At 29.6% G+C, this 20,348-nt stretch carries 20 protein-coding genes; all 20 read right to left on the bottom strand.

The window, feature by feature from the left end; genetic code table 11:
* A partial coding sequence (locus VJ881_04015; GenBank protein HKL75214.1) for a sodium:proline symporter occupies positions 1 to 561 on the bottom strand: 561 nt, incomplete at its 3' end.
* A 419-nt stretch (positions 562 to 980) separates the two neighbouring features.
* Positions 981 to 2,330 (bottom strand): sigma 54-interacting transcriptional regulator, encoded by a 1,350-nt coding sequence (locus VJ881_04010; protein HKL75213.1) that lies wholly within the window; start codon positions 2,328 to 2,330, stop codon positions 981 to 983.
* A 33-nt stretch (positions 2,331 to 2,363) separates the two neighbouring features.
* Positions 2,364 to 3,224 (bottom strand): alpha/beta hydrolase, encoded by an 861-nt coding sequence (locus VJ881_04005; protein ID HKL75212.1) that lies wholly within the window; start codon positions 3,222 to 3,224, stop codon positions 2,364 to 2,366.
* Positions 3,225 to 3,596 carry a metalloregulator ArsR/SmtB family transcription factor gene (locus VJ881_04000; protein HKL75211.1) on the bottom strand — a complete coding sequence of 124 codons (372 nt, stop codon included), beginning with the start codon at positions 3,594 to 3,596 and terminating at the stop codon, positions 3,225 to 3,227.
* Positions 3,597 to 3,640: 44 nt separating this feature from the next.
* Positions 3,641 to 4,264 (bottom strand): hypothetical protein, encoded by a 624-nt coding sequence (locus VJ881_03995; protein ID HKL75210.1) that lies wholly within the window; start codon positions 4,262 to 4,264, stop codon positions 3,641 to 3,643.
* 26 nt (positions 4,265 to 4,290) lie between these two features.
* On the bottom strand, positions 4,291 to 4,974 hold the full coding sequence (locus tag VJ881_03990; GenBank protein ID HKL75209.1) for a hypothetical protein: 684 nt from the start codon (positions 4,972 to 4,974) through the stop codon (positions 4,291 to 4,293).
* 72 nt (positions 4,975 to 5,046) lie between these two features.
* On the bottom strand, positions 5,047 to 5,991 hold the full coding sequence (locus VJ881_03985) for a DPP IV N-terminal domain-containing protein (GenBank protein ID HKL75208.1): 945 nt from the start codon (positions 5,989 to 5,991) through the stop codon (positions 5,047 to 5,049).
* Between the two features lie 36 nt (positions 5,992 to 6,027).
* Positions 6,028 to 6,672, bottom strand: a complete 645-nt coding sequence (locus tag VJ881_03980; protein HKL75207.1) for a protein-L-isoaspartate(D-aspartate) O-methyltransferase — start codon at positions 6,670 to 6,672, stop codon at positions 6,028 to 6,030.
* A gap of 132 nt (positions 6,673 to 6,804) precedes the next feature.
* Positions 6,805 to 8,589: an ABC transporter ATP-binding protein gene (locus tag VJ881_03975; protein ID HKL75206.1), complete on the bottom strand. Its 1,785-nt coding sequence runs from the start codon at positions 8,587 to 8,589 to the stop codon at positions 6,805 to 6,807.
* Between the two features lie 41 nt (positions 8,590 to 8,630).
* The gene (gene wecB, locus VJ881_03970) at positions 8,631 to 9,749 is read right to left on the bottom strand and encodes a UDP-N-acetylglucosamine 2-epimerase (non-hydrolyzing) (protein HKL75205.1); all 1,119 of its coding nucleotides are present in this window, start codon (positions 9,747 to 9,749) and stop codon (positions 8,631 to 8,633) included.
* Positions 9,750 to 9,788: 39 nt separating this feature from the next.
* Entirely contained in the window at positions 9,789 to 10,553 is a 765-nt protein-coding gene (locus VJ881_03965; protein ID HKL75204.1) for a PP2C family serine/threonine-protein phosphatase, read from the bottom strand.
* A gap of 2 nt (positions 10,554 to 10,555) precedes the next feature.
* A complete protein-coding gene (locus tag VJ881_03960; protein HKL75203.1) occupies positions 10,556 to 11,899 on the bottom strand; it encodes a hypothetical protein in 1,344 nt (447 codons plus the stop codon).
* A gap of 77 nt (positions 11,900 to 11,976) precedes the next feature.
* Positions 11,977 to 12,702 carry a glucosamine-6-phosphate deaminase gene (nagB, locus tag VJ881_03955; GenBank protein HKL75202.1) on the bottom strand — a complete coding sequence of 242 codons (726 nt, stop codon included), beginning with the start codon at positions 12,700 to 12,702 and terminating at the stop codon, positions 11,977 to 11,979.
* Positions 12,703 to 12,723: 21 nt separating this feature from the next.
* Positions 12,724 to 13,908: an anhydro-N-acetylmuramic acid kinase gene (locus VJ881_03950; protein ID HKL75201.1), complete on the bottom strand. Its 1,185-nt coding sequence runs from the start codon at positions 13,906 to 13,908 to the stop codon at positions 12,724 to 12,726.
* A 25-nt stretch (positions 13,909 to 13,933) separates the two neighbouring features.
* Positions 13,934 to 15,034, bottom strand: a complete 1,101-nt coding sequence (locus VJ881_03945) for a serine hydrolase (protein ID HKL75200.1) — start codon at positions 15,032 to 15,034, stop codon at positions 13,934 to 13,936.
* Between the two features lie 3 nt (positions 15,035 to 15,037).
* A complete protein-coding gene (locus VJ881_03940; protein HKL75199.1) occupies positions 15,038 to 15,997 on the bottom strand; it encodes a GNAT family N-acetyltransferase in 960 nt (319 codons plus the stop codon).
* Positions 15,987 to 17,597: a beta-N-acetylhexosaminidase gene (gene nagZ / locus VJ881_03935; GenBank protein ID HKL75198.1), complete on the bottom strand. Its 1,611-nt coding sequence runs from the start codon at positions 17,595 to 17,597 to the stop codon at positions 15,987 to 15,989. Before nagZ ends, VJ881_03940 begins: the two co-directional genes overlap by 11 nt.
* Before the next feature lie 15 nt (positions 17,598 to 17,612).
* Positions 17,613 to 18,509 carry an N-acetylmuramic acid 6-phosphate etherase gene (gene murQ / locus VJ881_03930; GenBank protein HKL75197.1) on the bottom strand — a complete coding sequence of 299 codons (897 nt, stop codon included), beginning with the start codon at positions 18,507 to 18,509 and terminating at the stop codon, positions 17,613 to 17,615.
* 36 nt (positions 18,510 to 18,545) lie between these two features.
* Positions 18,546 to 19,385 (bottom strand): ABC transporter permease, encoded by an 840-nt coding sequence (locus VJ881_03925; protein ID HKL75196.1) that lies wholly within the window; start codon positions 19,383 to 19,385, stop codon positions 18,546 to 18,548.
* A 12-nt stretch (positions 19,386 to 19,397) separates the two neighbouring features.
* Positions 19,398 to 20,342, bottom strand: a complete 945-nt coding sequence (locus VJ881_03920) for an ABC transporter permease (GenBank protein HKL75195.1) — start codon at positions 20,340 to 20,342, stop codon at positions 19,398 to 19,400.
* Positions 20,343 to 20,348 lie beyond the last annotated feature (6 nt).

The following is a 20,348-nucleotide window of genomic DNA, read 5'->3' as shown; positions in this document are numbered from 1 at the left end:
CCCCTGGACAAAATCTGTCCAACTAACAGCTAAATAACCACCTAAAACTGTATATAAACCAACAATAACCACTGAAAAATAAACTGCTATTGTATAGTCTATATTTAATAGACTTTCAAAAAGCTTACCTCCAGCAACAAGCCCAGAAGATACATAGATAGTAAAGAATACTAAAATAACTAAACCTGTTACAATTCTCAAAACCCTACTATTATCTTTAAAACGTTTCTCAAAAAAATCAGCAATTGTTATAGCATCTATTACTTCAGTATAACGACGTAATCTCTGCCCAACAAATTGCCAATTTAAATAGGTACCTATAGCTAGACCTATACCAATCCACATTGCATTAAAGCCACCGGCATAAACAGCTCCAGGAAAACCCATAAGCAACCAACCACTCATATCACTTGCCTGTGCACTTAAGGCAGTAACATAAGGGTTAAGAGAACGGTCACCCAGAAAATAATCTGATGTTGATTCATTTTGTTTGTAAAAATAATAGCCAATTCCCATCATACCGCCTATATAAATAATAAAGGTAATTATTTCTGGGCTCATTCGTTATCACCTGTTTCTTTTTTAATAACATTAATTAAGGATAAAATAACAATTGCTAAACTAGGTGCAAGAAGCCAAAATGTCGTAAAAAAAGGTAAACTACTTTTCATACTAAATTACTCCCTTCTTTTTTTAATATTTTGCTAAATTTTACTGTGTTTCACTTCTCTCTACTTTTTACTTTACTCACCCCCTTCATAAAATACCTATCAAAAGATTCAATAGGTATAATAGGTATAATTTTTAGAAAATTTAAATTATATGTACCCTGTGCCTAACCACTTATATTAACTTGCAAATATTATACCAGCCTCTAATAATTACTATAAACTAATAATAATGCTGATTTTTATTGTTTAACACCTTAAAATAAAAAAATAACCGTCAACATACTGACGGTTATGTCAGTTTTTTGACAGTTATTTTAATTCTTCTAAATTATAATTATTTAATTTATAATACAATGTACTTCGAGGAATATTTAATAATTCAGCTGCTAATTTTTTATTCCCTTCTGTTTTTTTCATGGCTTTTTTTATAAGATTAATTTCCTTTTCTTTCAAATTTTCTTTTAAATCAAAAGTTTCCTTTTGTTTTTTATCATTTTCAGCAATTATATAATCTGGAATACTCTCTTTAGTAATCATTCCATTCCGAGAAAATAACACTAAATGTTCTACAGTGTTTTTCAATTCTCTAACATTACCATTCCAGGGATATTCTATCAAAAATTTTAAAACTTTAGGTTCTATTTTGGGTCTTGTATAAATATTATTTTCCTGACAAAATTGATCTATAAAATGATTGATAAAAAGCGGAATATCTTTTTTCCTTTCCTGTAGTTCAGGTAAATTAATATCTACTACATTTAATCTATAATATAAATCTTCTCTAAATTTACCTTCCTCAACTAATTTTCTCAAATCTTTATTAGTTGCTGCAATTATTCTTACATCAACATTAATCTTTTTATCTCCTCCAACAGGAACAATCTCTTTATCCTGAAGAACTCTGAGTAATTTGGGTTGCATTGTTAAAGGCAAAGCTTCTATTTCATCTAAAAATAAAGTTCCCTTATGAGCTTTTTGAAATTTCCCAAGTCTACCTTTAGTTGATGCACCTGTAAAAGCACCTTCAACATAACCAAACATCTCACTTTCAAAAAGGCTTTCAGGGATAGCACTACAGTTAACAGGCACAAAATCCCCTTTGCGTTTACTATAACAGTGAATCGTTCGAGCAAATATTTCTTTACCGGTTCCTGTTTTTCCAGAAATAATTATACTACTATTTGTCCTTGCAACTCGAGCTGCTTTGTTTATTTTATTCTCGATTATTTCACTTTGTCCTATTATATTATCAAAACAATCTCCTCTTTCAAAATTGGTTACATTTTCACCTGATTTATCATTTTCATTATTTCTTGAAGTATTAATAATTTCTGTTACATCTCTATCAGTAGCTACCGCTCCTAAAAATTCACCATCAGAATAAAGTGGAATCCCACTTAAAATAACATAACTGCCTTCTTTGGGACTTAAAATAATATTTTCAATTGCTTTCCTTTCATCAACTACTTTAAGCAAAAGAGCATTAGGAAAAAAATCACTTAATTTCTCATCAATTATTTCTTCTTTTTTTATTTCAAAAAGCTCTTCAGATTTTTTGCTCCAAAACAATACTCGTTTTTCTTTATCTACTACACAGACTGCTTCATGTAAATTATCTAGAATCAATAATAATTCTTTTTTATTTAAATCGGAAAGCATAAAAACCTCCTCAAAATCAGATCTAAACTGATTTTATTTTTTATCAAATTTAATTTCATCCCATATTTGATGGCTATTATCTGCAAATGAAAAAAGTAAGCTTATGTGATTAAGATCATTTTTTAAAATACTTTTGTGTTTAACACCCTTTTTCTCTAAACTTTTCGCAAGATAATCTGCCTGTTCAGGAGAAACTGTCTTATCAGCCAACCCCTGTATTATAAAAGTAGGTGGATCAGATGAATCAAGATGTGAAACTGGTTGGGCCTCTACCCAAGATTCTTTAGGAACAAAATCTTTGACTACATCGGCTCCTTTTTCATAATCATCTGGAAATTTATAAACTCCTGCCAGAAGAACTAAATAATTTATTTTTTCTTTAGAAATATTATATTCTTTTTGCCAGTAATCACTATAACCAATTAAAGCAGCTAAATGTCCTCCAGCTGAATGACCGCTTAATATTATCTTATCTTTGCTTCCTCCATAAATATCAATATTATCCTCAGTCCACTTAAAAGCCCTGGCTACATCTTTAATCTGAGCTGGATAACGATGCTCAGGAACCAGACGATAATTTGGCAAAACCGCTATATAACCTCTTCTAGCAAGATTTTTACCTATGAATCTAAATTGATCTTTGTTATTGCTTTTCCAGCTTCCTCCATGAACAAAAATCACTACTGGTTTTTTATCTTTGCTCTTTTCTTCAGAATAATAAACATCTAACCTTAAACGTTCATCTTCACCAAAGCTAATATCCTTTTCTACTTTAATCCCGGGAACAGGAACTAAATTGTAAGCTCCTACATAATAAAAAGGGCCATATCTCATTCTTGCAAAAACAATAGCCAAAACAACAATTATTAAAATAATAGGCCATTTTGATCTCAATTATTTCACCTCATCTTCAAGGACATGTTCTAAGCCCTGAGTAAAAAGACACAAAACATGATTATCATTTAAAGAATAATAAACAGACCTGCCTTCTTTTCTGTATTTTACTAAATTCATATTACGCAAAACTCTTAATTGATGGGAAACAGCTGAGGAACTCATGTCAAGTATTTCTGTAAGATCACATACACATAATTCTTTTTCCCGAAGACTATAAATTATTTTTATCCTCGTTGGATTAGACATTGTTTTAAATAAATCAGCCAGTTTATTAATAGTTTGATCATCTAATTGTTTACTTTTTAAAATCTCAACTATTTTTTTATTAGGATTAAAAACTTCACATACTTCACACTCTCTATCTTCCATTTTAAAGTCTTCTCCTTTCCTCTTCCTTTTTACTTAGAATCTTGTTATGATAACATCCCAAGATTTTTTTCAACTTCTTCTAGAGAAGAAGACCAGATATCATTTTTCTTCAAATAATCTAAGCCTTTTTGAATCCTCTTCATAGTTAAATTTTTGTCTAAAGAAACATCTTCACCAGAAATATTTTTTAAGTAATCTTTACTATCAGCCCATTCTCCAACATAAAATCCAAGGTCCTGAAGAGCAGAAATAAATACAGTAAAATAACTGCTACTATAATCAAAACTTCCTTTATTACTATACCATTCAAAAAACTCTATTAATTCATTTTCAGCTTTTTCATTTTTTCCAAGAATAATATAAATCTTAGCTTTTCTGGCTTTAGCCTGAGCTTTTGCTTCTGGATATTCATTGCAAAAATTATCCCATAATTTTAAAGCTTTTTTATATTCTCCATTAACTTTAGCTTCAAAGGCTTTTTCTGCTAGTATTTGTATTTCTTTTTGTTTAGTATTTGCATTTTCAGTATCATTTTTCATTTTTTCATTATCTGCTATGTCTTCAGTTATATTTTCTTTTACTTCCATTTCTTCCTCATTATTAAAATCATTTTTCTTTTTTTCTTTTTTAAAATTAAAAATATCTTTTATTTTATCAAAAAAACTCATATAACACCTCTGCTTTCTATCCCCTCTTAAAGAGAAGCTGACTGTTCATCTTCCAATTCTTTTAGAATTTTATACATTTTTTCTTCTTCATCAGTTATCATCACTCTACTTTTTTTCTGGGTTTGATGTGATTCATCAATTATTCCCATATTTACATTAAATCCAATAGATTTAAACTTCTTTTCAACACTGGGATCATTATTTATAAGAGATTCATAACTAACTATAATGCTATCTTCAATATTTTCATAAGCAGCTATTAAAGCATTATTATTTTCTATCCAGTCAGGTTCAAATTGAGAAATTCCTCTTCTAAAAAGACTTGCTTTTACATCAGCTGGGTTTCTAAAAACAAATACTGAACGTAATTTTTTTGCAATATGTCTATAAAAGAAAAAGGCTGCAATTCTTACCAATTTCAAACCAGATACTCCACTTTTTTCATTTAATAATTTCACAATTTTATTCATTTCTTTTGTATTCTCAATTGTCATTGCCTCATTTATTAAATTTTTAGATAATTTTTTACTTCTGGCAAGTTCATAATATCCACCTTGATTATATTCATCACCTTCAAAATCAGAAGGAAAATTAACAAAAGCTGTTTCTAAAAGTTGACAAACTAATGATGTACCACTACGCGGATGTCCTCCTACAATTACTCCATCTTTTAAAATAAGGGCTTTTATATCTTTTTTACTATTTCCCATAATATATTCAACCTCCATTTTTTTGCTATTTACAACTACATCTATTATATCAGATATATGTCCAGAAATAAATCAATTAGACCAGGATGGATGATTTTCTTTGAATAAATTATCTGTAACTTCTCTTATTTTTTTTGTTTCTACCTCCATAATATGAATATCAGCATATTTAGGTCTTAAAAATCTATTGTCATATCTTATAAATGTAATTTTTTTACTATCCGGTGACCAACTGGGAAAACCTTCATATATATCATTATCAGTAAGCCTTTTTATGTTTTTACCATTTGCATCCATAACAAATAATTCTTTGCTTCCTTCTGTATAAGAAGTAAATACTATTTTACTACCATCAGGTGAATAGTCAGCATATCCTCCATCAAAAAAAGATTTTTCTACAAGTTTCCTCTGATTACTTCCATCTCGATTCATTATATAAATATCTGCATTTAAACCTTTATCAGAACGATATATGATTTTTTTCCCATCTGGTGACCAGGCAGGATATTCATTATGGATCTCATTTTTACTATTAGTTAGTTTTTTTAAATTACTACCATCAGTTTTTACAGTATAAATATTTTTAGTTCCATTTTTCCAGGCACTAAAGGCTATTAATTCTCCATCTGGTGACCAACTTGGATAATCAATAATTGTTTTCATATTTGTTATTTTTCTAATATTACTTCCATCACTATTCATAATATGAACTTCTTTATTTCCACTTCTATATGATGTGAACACTATTTGAGAATTATCAGGTGACCAATCAGGCTGCTCATCAGAAACATGATTTTTAGTTAACATTTTTTCTCCACTGCCATCTACATTTATAATAGCAATTTCTGTATCTCCTTCTCTTTCTGTAGAAAATACAATTTTTTCTTTAGAAAAACTTGATTCAACTTCCAATGGATCTCTACCTCGATAATCAACCTGTGTTACAAAAAATGCAGCAGCTGTGAAAATTATTAAAACTACTACCAAAAATACTATACTTCTTCCAACGCCCTCCATTACTAAATCCTCCTCTTAAATATATGTCATAAATATTTATTCTTCTTCACTTATCAAGGGAACAAATCTAACATAGGTTATTACTTTTTTGTTAATTTCCCCGTTTTCTTTTTTATAATAAATTAATTCCTGTCTAAATTGATTACCTATTGGAATTATCATCCTTCCATTCTCAGCCAGTTGTTCTAATAACCTATCAGGGACTCTACTGGCTGCTGCACTAACAATTATTATATCAAAAGGTGATTTTTCCTCCCAGCCTTTACTCCCATCTCCCTTTTTAATAATTATATTATCATAATTTAATTCTTCTAATCTTTTTTTGGATTCTTTAACTAAAAATTCAAAACGTTCTATTCCATAAACTTTTTTGACAATTCTAGAAAGTATTGCTGCTGCATAACCAGAACCTGATCCAACCTCAAGTGCTTTATCATCTGCAGAGGGGTTAGCTACTCTAACCATTTCAGCTACAATATAAGGTTGACTTATTGTTTGTCCTTCTCCAATTGGTAAAGGTCTATCTGCATAAGAATCTTCATAAAATCTTTCAGGGACAAATTTTTCTCGTGGAACTTCTAAAAAAGCTTCTAATATTTTTTCATCCTTAATATTACGCCCTTTTAAATCATTTTCTATCATTCTTTTTTTCTTTTTTTCCAAATTATTATTAAAAAGCACCTATATTCCCCTCCTTTCTGCTATATCATTATTAATATTCTCTAAAAAAAATAAAATGCCTGCAAACTTAAAAAAGTTTACAGGCAAATAATGATTTAAAAAATACTATTATTATTTAATTATAGAAAATTATTAGCTAACTTCTTCTTTTTTGAACTGCATTTCATAGAATTCTTTATATTTACCATTCTTTTCAATCAATTCCTGGTGTTTACCACGTTCAACTATTTTCCCATCTTCAACAAAAAGTATTTTATCTGCATTTACAATAGTGGCTAATCTATGAGCAATAATAAATGTTGTTCTACCTCTTGTAACTTTATCTACTGCTTCCTGAATTAGTTGTTCTGTTTCGAGATCAACTGAAGAAGTAGCCTCATCAAGGATTAGAATCTTTGGATCATTAAGAAAAGCTCTCGCAATAGAAATACGCTGTCTCTGTCCACCTGATAATTTTATCCCTCTTTGACCTACCATAGTATCATAACCATCTTTAAGATCTAAAATAAAGTCATGGGCATTAGCTTCTTTTGCTGCTTCAATAATTTCGTCCCGGGAAGCATCAGGTCTTCCATAAGCAATATTTTCTGCTACAGAATCAGAAAAGAGAAAATCTTCCTGCATAACCATACCGATAAAACTACGTAAATTCTTTAAATTATAATCTTTAACATCTGTTCCATCAACTTTGACTTTACCAATATTAGCCTCATATAATCGTGGTATTAATCTTACAATACTGGTTTTACCAGCACCACTTGGACCAACTAAAGCAACAGTTTCAGCCGGTTCAGCTTTAAAATTAACACCTGAAAGAACTTCTTCATCTTCATCATAGTTAAGATGAACGTTTTCATATTCTACACTACCTTGAAGTTTATTTTCTTCATGTTCACCGGTATTACACAAAATCTGTGGTTTTAGATCCATATGTGAAAAATAACGTTCTGTACTGGCAAAAAATCTACTTAATCCCTGAGACATTCTAACAATTCTAAGTAATGGTTCTCTAAACTGAATTAAATAAGTATAAAAAGCAACAATAGTACCTACAGTCATATCCCCGGCAATAGTTAAATATGCTCCATAACTTATAATTGTTAATATCCCAAAACTATTAAGAAGTCTTGAACCTGGAAAAAGAACACTTATATACCAGATAGCTTCCATTCTATTTTCAGCATGTTCCTGATTTTTTTCTCTAAAACGTTCTTTTTCAAAACCTTCATTAACAAAAGCTTTTATTACTTTTATACCAGCTAGATTATCTTCTAGTCTATCATTTAAATTAGCCTTTGCACTTCTTGTTTTCCTAAATGCCTGATGCATTTTCTGCATTAATTTATAAGCAAAATATAAAAGCAAAGGAACATATAATAAAGTAGCTAAAGTTAATTTTATATTTAAAGAAAATATAATAACAACTGTACCAGTTAAAAGCACAGCAGAACCAACTATTGCTTCTGGCCCATGATGAATAAATTCCTGTAACCTATTTAAATCGTCAATAACCCTGGACATTAGTTCACCAGTCTTTTTATTATCATGAAAATTCAAAGATAAATATTGATAATGATTATATAAATCATTCCTCATATCTCTAGTAATGTATTGAGCTGCCTTATGGCCGTGATAAACGCGTAAATAACGAAAAATAGCACTGGCCAGATATACTCCAAAAGCAATAAATACAAGTTTGACAATTCGAGATACATTACCACTTGGTATAGCTTGATCAATAATCTGTCTTAATATTAATGGAGGAACTAAGGCAAGTCCTGAAATTAAAACGTGTAATAGTTGTACTCCAAAAAATAAAAACTTATATTTTTTGAGATAAGTATTATAAAATTTCTTAAGAATTTCAAAGTAAGTATAATTATTTATGGTGTCATTTTCAAGATCTTCTAAATTCATCTTCTCCCTCCTTTAAAATCTTAAAATCTTCATTAAGTATTTTAACAATTAGATAATAAAAAGTCAATTATTCTTTCACTTGCTTTTCCATCTCCATAAGGATTTACTGCTTCAGCCATTTTTTTATAATGATTTTTATTATTTAATAATTTTTGTGTCTCATTAAATATTTTTTCCCGGTCAGTACCAACCAGCTTGACCGTTCCTGCTTCAATAGCTTCAGGTCTTTCAGTTGTATCTCGCAAAACTAAAACAGGTTTAGCTAAGGAAGGAGCCTCTTCCTGAATACCACCAGAATCAGTTAAAATCAAGTAAGAACGATCCATTAAGTTGATAAAAGGTTTATAATCTAGAGGTTCAATCAAATGAATCCTATCTATGTCAGCAAAAATTTTGTTTGCTATTTTTCTAACCCGAGGATTAAGATGAACAGGAAAAATTACTTCTACATCTTTATTTTTTAAAATTAGTCTTTTAACTGCCTTAAAAATATTTTCCATTGGTTTACCTAAATTTTCTCTGCGATGACTTGTTAAAAGTAAAACTTTTCTCCTGTTAAAATTTATATTTTTTAATTCAGGTTGAGAAAATTTAAAATCAGGGTCTCTAATTTCATAAAGAGCATCAATCACTGTATTACCGGTTATAAAAATATTATCTTTTGAAACATTTTCTTTTATTAAATTATTATAAGTGCTTTCAGTAGGTGCAAAATGAAAATCAGCCAGAACCCCTGTTAAATGTCTGTTAATTTCTTCTGGGAAAGGAGAATATTTTTCATGTGTCCTTAAACCTGCTTCTATATGAGCTACTTTTATTTTATTATAAAAAGATGCTAAAGCTCCCACAAAAGTTGTAGAAGTATCTCCATGGACAAGTACTAAATCAGGATTTTCTTTTTTATAGATTCTTTCAAGTCCTTTAAGAACCCGAGAGGTTATATCTGATAAACTTTGATTTTTTTTCATTATATCCAAATCATAATTTGTTTTGATCCCAAAAAGATCTAAAACCTGGTCTAACATCTCTCGATGCTGGGCAGTTACTACTATCGTCACTTCAAAATTTTTATTGTTTTTTAACTTTTTTATCAGAGGAGCCATTTTAATAGCCTCTGGTCTTGTACCAAATACAGACATAATCTTTTTCTTTGTTTCCACTTTCTAAACCACCTTATTATAATTATATTTTTAGAATAATCAAAGATTTATCAATGTATAACAAATGTTATCATAATACTCTATATTATCAAGTTTTGTTATAAGCCATTCATAAAACTCACTTTTACCACTTCTACCTATTGCAAATTCTGATACAATATCTTCTATTATTTCTGGAGGTAAAAAATCTTCTTCAGTTGTTAAAAAATCAGCCAGACCATCTGTATAAGAAAAAATTTTAGAGTTATTTTTATAACTGATTTCTCTAGTCTCTAAATTTACTACAGAATCTTTAGTAAAAGCTGGAGTAGTAATCTCTAAACCCATCCAATTATTTTGTTCATCTATCAAAAGAGGATAAGGATGACCGGCATTAGCCCAGCTAAGTTTATTGTTTTTGGTATCAATAATAATATAACAAAAAGTGATTTTTATATCATTTAATTCTTCTCCAAATCTTTCTTTTAATTTTTTATCGATTTGTTTTAAAACTTCTCCTGGGGAAAGTATGTTGTGATTAAGTTTTTCAAATATATATTTTAAAGCTATCATAATTAAAATAGCAGAAATTCCCTGCCTTTTATTGTCTGCCAGCAGATAACCATATTTACCATTTTCTAATTCAACAAAATCATAAAAATCTCCTCCACTTTTTAAAACAGGGCGATAAAAAACTTCTCCATCCAGTCCTTGAGGGAGTTCAATATTGATTATTGTTTTTTGCAAATTTCTGGCAATATTTAATTGCCGGTTCATCACTTCTTTCAAATCTTCTAACTCATCAATTAGACCTTTTTTAGACATATTTAATCCTCTCCTCTTCTTCTCTTTTTTATTAATTGAAATTTTCCTGTTTCAGAATCTACTTCTAATTTCTCCACTTCTTTAATAATAAAATCAATATTACTCATATTTTTCTGAGATAACAATTTTTCCATTCTTTTTCTTATTTTATTTTTAACTTCATCTTTATTATAATTACTATTTATTTTAGCCTTCATTAAAAAGCTTTTTTCATCTAATTTAACAATCTGAAATTTTTTTAACCCTTTAACATAAAATTCAGCAAGTACAATTGGATGTAAAAATTCTCTATTACCATTTTCATTATCAAACCAGATCATTTCTTCTCTTCTACCGATAATGTTTTTTATCTGCTCAAAAGGCCAATCTTTTTCCTGAATTTTAGGTTTTTCTAAAACATCAGATAATTCATATCTGATTAAAGGTTGAGTATAATTATATAAATTAGTAATTATTGTTTTATCTTTTTTTATTTCAATATAATTAATATCATCCATTAAAAACATATTGTTATCCTGTGGTCTTTTAATTCCAATCATCAAAGATTCAGAAGAGGCATAATAATTTAGAGGTTTAACATCCCAGGCTTTTTTGATAATTTCACTATCATTATCTAAGAGCGGTTCCCCACCACATATTACAGTCTCTGGTGAAATATCTATTTCCCCTTTGAGTTGTAATTCTGCTAACATTTTAACTCCAGAAGGATAACCTGTTATGTTTTGAGGATTAAGCTTATTTAATTTAGTCAAATAACTACTTAATACTTTATTAATATTTATAATTAGATAATCTTTATAAAATATTTCTTCAAATTGATTAATAGGACTCATAAAAAGGCTTATTCCAGCATAATGTCCATCAACTGCACCTATATATGCATAACTTTTTGGTTTTAATCCAAAATTTGAAAACATTCTAAGTGATACTGCTTTTATAAAATCCCATTCATCAGCACTGTAAACAAAAATACCAATTCTACCCGTTGAGCCAGAAGTATGTATAATTCGATATTTGTTATTATATAAATCACTGGGTTTTTCATTTTTTTCTAAAAAATCTTCCAGTTTTTTTCTGCTGATATTTTCTTTAGTAATATTTTTATTAAAATTTTCCATAATCATCTTTTTGTTCACTAGCGGGAGGTCTTCAATTTTAATATCATAAAGGTTTTTTCTTTTTATGCCATTGTCTTCATATAATTCTCTATAAAATTGAGAATTATCATAGGCATAAAAAAGTAATTTTCTGAGTTTTTTATATTGGAGATTTTTTATTTGATCTTTAGATTTTTTTAAATTCCTATTTAATTTCAAATTATAATAAATCGTTCTAAAAATCCCCATTTCATTACCTCCCTAATAAAATTAATTTTTTCTCTTAATTATATTTTAGCATTGGAGGTTAATATATTCAAAATAAATTAAATTAATTCAGCAGCTGCTTCATCAATTATAATAGTTACTTCTGGATGGGTTTGTAATAAAGACGAGGGTACTTGAGTTGAAACATGACCACTTACTGTTTCTTTTATTGCATGAGCTTTATTTTTGCCACTTGCTAAAAGCAAAATTCTTCTGGCTTTAAGAATTGTTGCTATACCAACAGTGATTGCTTTTTTAGGCACTTCTTCTTTTGAATCAAAAAATCTACTATTTGCCTCAATAGTTTCCTCAGCCAGATCAACCTGATGAGTTTTTACATTTAATCTTTCTCCAGGTTCATTAAAACCTATGTGACCATTAGGTCCAATCCCTAAAACCTGAAGATCAATACCTCCTGCTCTTTTTATTTTCATGTCATACTCTATACATTCTCTTTTCACATCATCTGTCATTCCATCCAAAATATTAATATTCTTTTCAGGAATATTTATATGACTAAAAAAATTATCATTCATATAATAGTGATAGCTCTGAGGATTTTCTGGAGAGAGATTACAATATTCATCTAAATTAAAAGTTTTAGCTTCTGAAAAATCAATCTCATCTTTATTATACATTTCAATTAATTCATCATACATTCCTAAGGGGGTACTACCTGTAGCTAAACCCAACACACTATCAGGTTTTAACCTTACCTGACTGGCCACAAGTAATGCCGCCTTTTTACTCATTGCCTTATAATCTTTTTCAATAATTACTCTCATTTTTAACTCCTTTCTATTTTTTTACCAATTCAAAAATTGATAAAAATCATCTCCAGGTACTATTTCACCTAAAATAACTTCACTTTGAGCTCCAGTAGCTCCTGGAACATTATTACTTTTCCCTTTCATAGTTTGATATCCTAAAACAGCAAATGCCACTGCTTCTTTTGCCTCACTACTATATCCCAAATCTTCCTGTTTTAAAACCTTAATATCTTTTCTCAATTTTTCATTTTTATATTCTTTTATTTTATTTAAAAGATAAGGATTATAACTTCCTCCTCCACCTATAATGATTTCATCTATATCTGTAGGTAGATATTTTTGATACGAATCTATTATTGCCAGAGCTGTAAAAGAAGTTATTGTGGTTATAATATCATTTTTAGATAAATTCATTTTTTTACCTTTTTTAACTATTTTTTCAGTATATCTTTTACCAAAATCAGCTCTGCCAGTGCTTTTAGGAGGGGTTTTTTTAATGAAAGAATGATTCATCATTTCAGTTAATAATTTTTGAGAAGCCTCTCCCTTCCCAGCCATTTTACCATCTTTATCAAAATCCATTTTACCGTTTGTTAAAGTTTCTACAGCATTATCTATAATCATATTCCCTGGGCCATTATCACTACCGACCACATCATTTAACTCTCCATTAGCTGGCAAATAACTATAATTAGCTATTCCACCTATATTTTGCAAAATCCTATTTTTGTTCTCAGAATTATAAATAAGATAATCTGTATAGGGTACTAAAGGGGCCCCTTCTCCCCCTGCTGCTAAATCTCTCATCCTAAAATTATATACAGTAGTAATCCCTGTTCTTTCTGCAATAAAAGAAGCAGATCCCACCTGTAGAGTAGAAATCCCCTCTTTATCTTCTACATTATGATAGATAGTCTGGCCATGAGAAGCAACCAGGTCAACATCAGCAGGTGTGAGGTTGCTTTTTTTTAATAAACTAAAAACTGCCTCAGAAAATTTTTCTGCCAAATCAATATTTAAGTGAGCCACATCTTTTATATTACTTTTATCTAAAGCAGTAGTTTTTAATATTTTTTGTCTAAATTCTTTTTTATAATCAATATTTAAAAAATCTACAAGTTCAATATTAAGCCCATTTTCAGCCTGACTTATATTAACTAAAGCAGCATCAATTCCATCAAGCGAAGTACCGGACATCAATCCTATTACTTTTTTCACCATAATAATAGCTCCTTTTTATATGAATTTAGATTAATCCCTGTTTGTTTAAGGTCGATACAATTAGATTATGTAATCTGGGTCTTAGAGAAATGATCTGTACATTATCTCTACTTGGATGAACTCTATTAGTAAGAAATATAATACCTATATTTAGTACAGGATCAATCCAGATAGAGGTACCTGTAAAACCAGTATGACCAAAAGCTTGATCTGATAGAAGTATTCCTCCTGAAGAACGAAAATTATCACGAAGATCCCAACCTAAAGCTCTATTTTCATTTTTAGATTCAGTCCAATTACTTATCATAGTTTTTATAGTTAATTCACTATAAATTTTTTCTTTATCTAGTGTTCCATAATTTAAAAGCATCCTTACAAATTGAGAAAGATCATTTATATCAGAAAAAAGACCGGCATGACCACTAACCCCTCCCAAATAATAGGCATTCTTATCATGAACTTCTCCAGTAATCATCCTTTCTCTCCAATTACAATATTCAGTAGCAGCAATTTCTTTTTTGCTTATTTTTAAATTTTCTAAAGGTTTAAAGCCTGTTTTATTCATTTTTAAAGGAGAAAATATTTTTTCCTGAGTATATTCATCTAAATCTTTATTAGTAACTCTTCTAATTAATTCTCCTAATAGTATAAAATTGGGATCACTATAATTTACAATCTCTCCTACTTTATTTTGCAAAGGTAAACTTAATATATATTTTATTTTTTCTTCATAACTTTTTACATTATCCCATAATTGGATTATAGCCTGATAACCTGAAGTATGTGTTAAAAGATGATAAATTGTAATATTCCTTTTATCTCCAGTTAATTCTGGAAAATATTCATATAAATAATCCCATAAATTTATTTTACCTTCTTCAATAAGTTTCATAATCGAGCTGGTTGTAGCCACCACTTTTGTCAAAGAAGCCAGACCAAATACAGTATCTTTTTTCATTTTCCTTTTTTCTTCTTTAAGTTGAGCAAAACCAAAAGCTTTTTGATATAAAATTTTATCATCTCTAACAATCCCTAAGACAGCTCCAGGAAATGTAGATTTTCCCAATTCTTCTTTAATCAACTCTTCTACAGGTGAAAATGAAATATCATTTGAATAATCTTTCATATTTTACACCTTCTTTTCTAATGTTAAATATTTTTTATATATTCCAAATCCTAATTTTTTATAATAATCAACTAAGGTTGTCCAATCAATAACCATTTCTTTATAACCTTCATTTTTTAATTCTTTTATGATTTCAGCTATCATAAAAAGTCCCCATCCTTTATTCCTATAATCATTTGCTATTCCTAGAGGACCAAGTCCACAATATTTATCACCTAATTCTGTTACCCAGTTGATATTTGGACCTTTATAAGTAGAGTCTATTGTATTAGTTCTGGCAAACCCCACAACTTTTTTATTATATTCAAGAAACCAATAGTCTCTTAAACCACCTGGAATATGGCCAATATTTTTTGCTTCAAAAAACCATCGTCCTGGAAAATTTTTTTCAAGAAAATCATATAATTTATCTTCATTAGTTTTATATACTCTTTCTATGGAAAGTGACTTATATTCTTTTATATTTCTCTGAAAATCAAATTTCTTGATGTTTCTTTTAAGATCAAATTCTATAACCCCTTTTTTATATCCCATTTCTTTAAAAATACCTAAATAATCATTCCAACTACTTGATGGTAAACCTGCTAAAAAGTTTTGAGGGTCACCACCAAATCTTATATTTTTAACACCTTTCATTACTAAAAATTCTTCGAGTATTTTTAAAGAATTAACAATTACTTCTTTTTTTTCCTTACAATCAGGATCTACAGCTAATAAACTTATCCACCCTTGTGTTTTGTCTACATAATTTTTTATTTCTTTATCTAAATATTTTATTATTCCAAAAGCACTGATCTCATTTTTCATATAAAAATTTATACAGACAACATTAATATTTGCAAATGGTGAAAAAATATTTTGTTCGACCAATCTCTCCCTGATTTCAAATTCCGGATTTTCCTTATTCCAGAGCTCAATCCCTTTCATAATTTCACTTTTAGTAGATGCAATTTTATTTCTCATTTTTTTCATTCCTCACTTTGACTGGCAATTTCCCTTTTGCTTTAATTTCTCCTGTTATGATATCAACTGCTGCTCTTTGATTTGAAGGACTATAATCATAAGTAGTTAAAAAAGCATCTGAATTTTTGATATATTTAAAATCATAAGGATTTCTCAAGGCAACAGTAATAACTTTGTTATTTTCAGCTATTTTTTCAGCAATTTTAATTTGTTTTCTGTTTTTTTCTCCATCAGAAATACAAACAATTATATAATCACTATTTTTAAATTCTTTGTCATCCTTTTTATCAATTCCCTGTCTATCCTTATAATCAAAATGTTTTAAATCATCTATTTTTTTATTTAAATAATCTATAAAAACATTATTTTCATTTTTATTATCTTCTACTAAAGAACCTTTTTTTATACTAAAGTTCACTACAGATATTTTCTTGTTTTTTATATCTTCTATAGGAACAACATTTTCTCCTTTTAGCAGAGTAACACTGGCTCGAGAAATTTCTTCAGCAATTCTTTGATTATATTTTAAATTTATTTTTTTAGGATCAGCTTTTTTAATTTTTCTTCTTCCAATTCCTATTCTTTTTTGCTTTAATTCCAAAATTCTTTTTAATGACTTATTTATTCTCTTTTCAGATATTCTATTAGATTTTACCGCCTCTTTCATTGCTTTAATAGCTCTTTTTTGTTTTTGATAACTATGTGAAATTAATATAACATCACTTCCAGCAATAAATGCCCTAATAGCACCTTCTACTGTTCCAAATGAATCAGCAATTGCATTCATTTCCATACAATCAGTAATAATAAGTCCTTTAAAGTTAAGTTCTTTACGTAAAAGTCCAGTAAGTACTTTTTTGGAAAGAGTAGCAGGTATTCCTATTTCTTTTTCGATTGCGGGAAAATGCACATGAGCAGTCATAATACTATCTATCCCCTGATCAATTGCTCTTTTGAAGGGCACTAATTCTATTTTGTTTAATCTCTCCCTATTATGTCTAATTACCGGGAGACTTAAATGAGAATCTAAATCAGTATCTCCATGACCGGGAAAATGTTTACCACAGGCAATTACTCCTTCACTCTGCAAACCAGCAAAATAAGAATAGCCCAAGTTTGCTACTAAATCGGGATCTTCTCCAAAAGAACGCACACCGATAACTGGGTTAGCAGGATTGTTATTAACATCAAGAACAGGAGCCAAATTCATATTTATACCTGTATTTTTTAATTCTGTTGCTGTTGCTTTACCTGCTTTTTCAGCCAGGACATTACTTCCTGTGGCCCCCAGGGCCATATTACCAGGGAAATGAGTACCTCCCCTCAATCTTGTTACAATTCCACCTTCCTGATCGGCTGATATAAAAAGTGGTATTTCAGATTTTGAATTTAAAGCTAACTCCTGAAGTTGATTAGATAATTCAGCAGTCTGTTTAAGGCTATTGAGATTTCTACTAAAATAAATAACTCCACCAATATGATAATTTTCAATCATATCTTTTATATTATTATCGGCTTTAGTATCAGAAAATCCCACCTGAAATAATTGTCCAACTTTTTCTTCAAGAGACATATTTTCAATAATTTCAGCTATGGACATCGAAAAATCACCTTCCTAATTTATAACATTCCTTAAAATTCCTTCATTTACTTTAAGTAATTCTTTTGCTTCTTTTAAGTCAACTTTTTTTTCATACATTACTATTGCCTCTTTTAAATTATAATCTGTTTCTTTTAAATATTTTCCTGCTATTTCCTTATCACCATCAGTAATTAAAGTAAAAATATCCCTGGCCCTTACTCTTAACTTTTCATTTGTCGCATTAAGGTCAACCATCAAATTTGAATAAACTTTTCCTAATTTAATCATAACAGTAGTTGATAACATATTTAAAACCATTTTTTGAGCAGTACCGGCTTTCATTCTGGTAGAACCTGTCACTACTTCCGGTCCTACTATTGGAATAATTGCCAGCTCACTTAACTCCTCTAAAAAAGAATCTTTTGTACAGCTTAAAGCAACTGTAAATGCCTTTCTTTGATTGGCTTCCTTAATAGCCCCTAACACAAAAGGAGTCTTCCCACTTGCTGCTATACCGACCACTGTATCTTTTTTTTGAATATTATAATCTGCAATCTTCTGGCTTCCTAAGTTTTCGTTATCTTCAATATTTTCTTGAGCTTTAAACATTGCATCTTTACCACCGGCTAAAATTCCCACTACTTTTTCCGGACTAATACTAAAAGTAGGCTCACATTCAACTGCATCTAAAACCCCCAGTCTTCCACTTGTGCCAGCTCCTACATAAAATAATCTTCCACCTTTTTTCATCTTTTCTGTAATGATTTCTACTATTTTTTCTATATTTGGAATTTCTTTTTTTACTGCTTTGGCAACTTTTTGATCTTCTTTATTAATTAACTTAAGTATTTCATTTGTTCGCATTTGATCAATCTTTGTACTACTTGGATTTCTTTTTTCAGTTATTCTTTTTTTAGTATTTTGTGACATATTCTCAACCTCCACAATAATCAAATTTTAAACTTATTAATTTAATTTAGGATCAAGTACATCTCTCAAGCCATCACCTAATATATTGAAACCTAAGACACTAAACATAATTGCTAATGAAGGAAAAATTACTGTCCAGGGAGCAAGTTCCATATAACTTCTGGCATTACTCAACATTGAACCCCAGGATGGCATTGGGGGTTGAACTCCAAGGCCTAAAAAACTAAGTGTAGCTTCTGTCAATATAGCTCCTGATAAAGCTAAAGTAGCCTGAACTATAATTGGAGCCATTACATTTGGCAAAATATGTTTGAAGAGAATAAAGGCATCTTTTAATCCAGTTGCCCGGGCAGCTTCAACAAATTCCTGATCCTTGATTTCCATTACCGAACCTCTTATTATTCTAGTGAAAATTGGTATATAGGTGATCCCAATTGCAATCATAGTATTTGTTAAGCTGCTCCCCAATACTGTTACAACTACCAGAGCTAAAAGAATGGAGGGAAAAGACATTAAAATATCCATAAACCACATAATAACATTATCGATTATATTACCAGTATATCCTGCATATAAACCTAAGAAAATACCAAAAAAGACTCCAATTCCTACTGAAATCATCCCCACAGTTAATGAAACCCTTGAACCAAAAATAATTCTACTAAAAATATCTCTGCCAAATTTATCTGTCCCAAATAAATGAGATTTTTGAGGTCCTTCTCTTTTATTTATTAAATCCATTTCTTCAGGACTATAAGGACTAATAAAGGGAGCAAAAATTGCTAATAAAATAACTACCCCTACTAAAAAAGCCCCTATCATTCCTAGTTTGTTTTTAGAAAATTTTCTTATTAATTCTTTTTTATGGTCATTCATTATAATGCCTCCTTAATCATACTTTATCCTCGGGTCAACAAAGGCATAAAATATATCTACTATGGTGTTAACTATTGCAAAAGAGATAGCTATTATTAAAACTGCTGCCATAACTACTGGATAATCTCTTTTATATATTCCAGTTAGCAGATAACGACCCAGGCCAGGTAAAGAAAAAATTTGTTCAATAACAACTGCTCCTCCAAACAAATACCCTATCTGGAGACCTACTAAAGTCAAAATAGGAATAAGGGCATTTTGCAGAGCGTGTTTATAAGTTACTACTATTTCTTTTAGGCCTTTGGCTCTGGCTGTCCTAATATAATCTTTTCTTAATACTTCAAGCATAGAAGACCTGGTCATCCTGCTTACTGATGCTGCTAATCTAACTCCCAGAGATATTACAGGCAATATTAATATTTGAACAGCTAAGAAAAAATTATCCCACAAATTTACAAATCCAAATGGTGGTAACCAACCAAATATCTTAGACATAAAAAGTATAAGTAAAATACCTAAAGCAAAACTTGGTAAAGAGATACCACTTAATACCCCAATTCTAACTACAAAATCAACGATAGTATTATGCTTGGTTGCTGAGATTATACCTACCGGGATAGCAATTACAAGTGATAGCATAACACTCAATAATGCTAATTGAAGAGTTACCCCAAATCTATTTGCTATTTCGATATTAACAGGACTTCCAGTTACAATTGAATTTCCAAAATCACCCTGAACAAAATTTCCAAACCACTTAGTATACCTTATTATTAAGGGTTGATCCAGACCATATTCAGCCTTTAATTCTGCTTCCATTTCAGCAGTTGCTTCTATCCCCAGCATTATTCTAATTGGATTACCAGGAATAAAATTAATAGCTAAAAATACAATTAAAGAAACACCAATAATTAAGGGAACTAAAGATAATAATCTTCTTATTAAATAACTTCTCATCAAATC

Source organism: Halanaerobiales bacterium (genome assembly GCA_035270125.1).
Lineage (GTDB): Bacteria > Bacillota > Halanaerobiia > Halanaerobiales > DATFIM01 > DATFIM01.
This window is presented reverse-complemented; position numbering and strand designations above follow the sequence as displayed.

What these genes read in the sequence shown, in the direction of transcription:
- VJ881_03990 (HKL75209.1), bottom strand. Translation starts at nt 4,974, where the DNA reads ATGGGAAATAGTAAAAAAGATATAAAAGCCCTTATTTTAAAAGATGGA.
- VJ881_03940 (HKL75199.1), bottom strand. Translation starts at nt 15,997, where the DNA reads ATGAGAAATAAAATTGCATCTACTAAAAGTGAAATTATGAAAGGGATT.
- VJ881_03985 (HKL75208.1), bottom strand. Translation starts at nt 5,991, where the DNA reads ATGGAGGGCGTTGGAAGAAGTATAGTATTTTTGGTAGTAGTTTTAATA.
- VJ881_04000 (HKL75211.1), bottom strand. Translation starts at nt 3,596, where the DNA reads ATGGAAGATAGAGAGTGTGAAGTATGTGAAGTTTTTAATCCTAATAAA.
- VJ881_03975 (HKL75206.1), bottom strand. Translation starts at nt 8,589, where the DNA reads ATGAATTTAGAAGATCTTGAAAATGACACCATAAATAATTATACTTAC.
- nagB (HKL75202.1), bottom strand. Translation starts at nt 12,702, where the DNA reads ATGAGAGTAATTATTGAAAAAGATTATAAGGCAATGAGTAAAAAGGCG.
- VJ881_03925 (HKL75196.1), bottom strand. Translation starts at nt 19,385, where the DNA reads ATGAATGACCATAAAAAAGAATTAATAAGAAAATTTTCTAAAAACAAA.
- VJ881_04010 (HKL75213.1), bottom strand. Translation starts at nt 2,330, where the DNA reads ATGCTTTCCGATTTAAATAAAAAAGAATTATTATTGATTCTAGATAAT.
- VJ881_03995 (HKL75210.1), bottom strand. Translation starts at nt 4,264, where the DNA reads ATGAGTTTTTTTGATAAAATAAAAGATATTTTTAATTTTAAAAAAGAA.
- VJ881_03950 (HKL75201.1), bottom strand. Translation starts at nt 13,908, where the DNA reads ATGGTGAAAAAAGTAATAGGATTGATGTCCGGTACTTCGCTTGATGGA.
- VJ881_03960 (HKL75203.1), bottom strand. Translation starts at nt 11,899, where the DNA reads ATGGGGATTTTTAGAACGATTTATTATAATTTGAAATTAAATAGGAAT.
- VJ881_03965 (HKL75204.1), bottom strand. Translation starts at nt 10,553, where the DNA reads ATGTCTAAAAAAGGTCTAATTGATGAGTTAGAAGATTTGAAAGAAGTG.
- nagZ (HKL75198.1), bottom strand. Translation starts at nt 17,597, where the DNA reads ATGTCCATAGCTGAAATTATTGAAAATATGTCTCTTGAAGAAAAAGTT.
- VJ881_03920 (HKL75195.1), bottom strand. Translation starts at nt 20,342, where the DNA reads ATGAGAAGTTATTTAATAAGAAGATTATTATCTTTAGTTCCCTTAATT.
- murQ (HKL75197.1), bottom strand. Translation starts at nt 18,509, where the DNA reads ATGTCACAAAATACTAAAAAAAGAATAACTGAAAAAAGAAATCCAAGT.
- VJ881_03945 (HKL75200.1), bottom strand. Translation starts at nt 15,034, where the DNA reads ATGAAAGATTATTCAAATGATATTTCATTTTCACCTGTAGAAGAGTTG.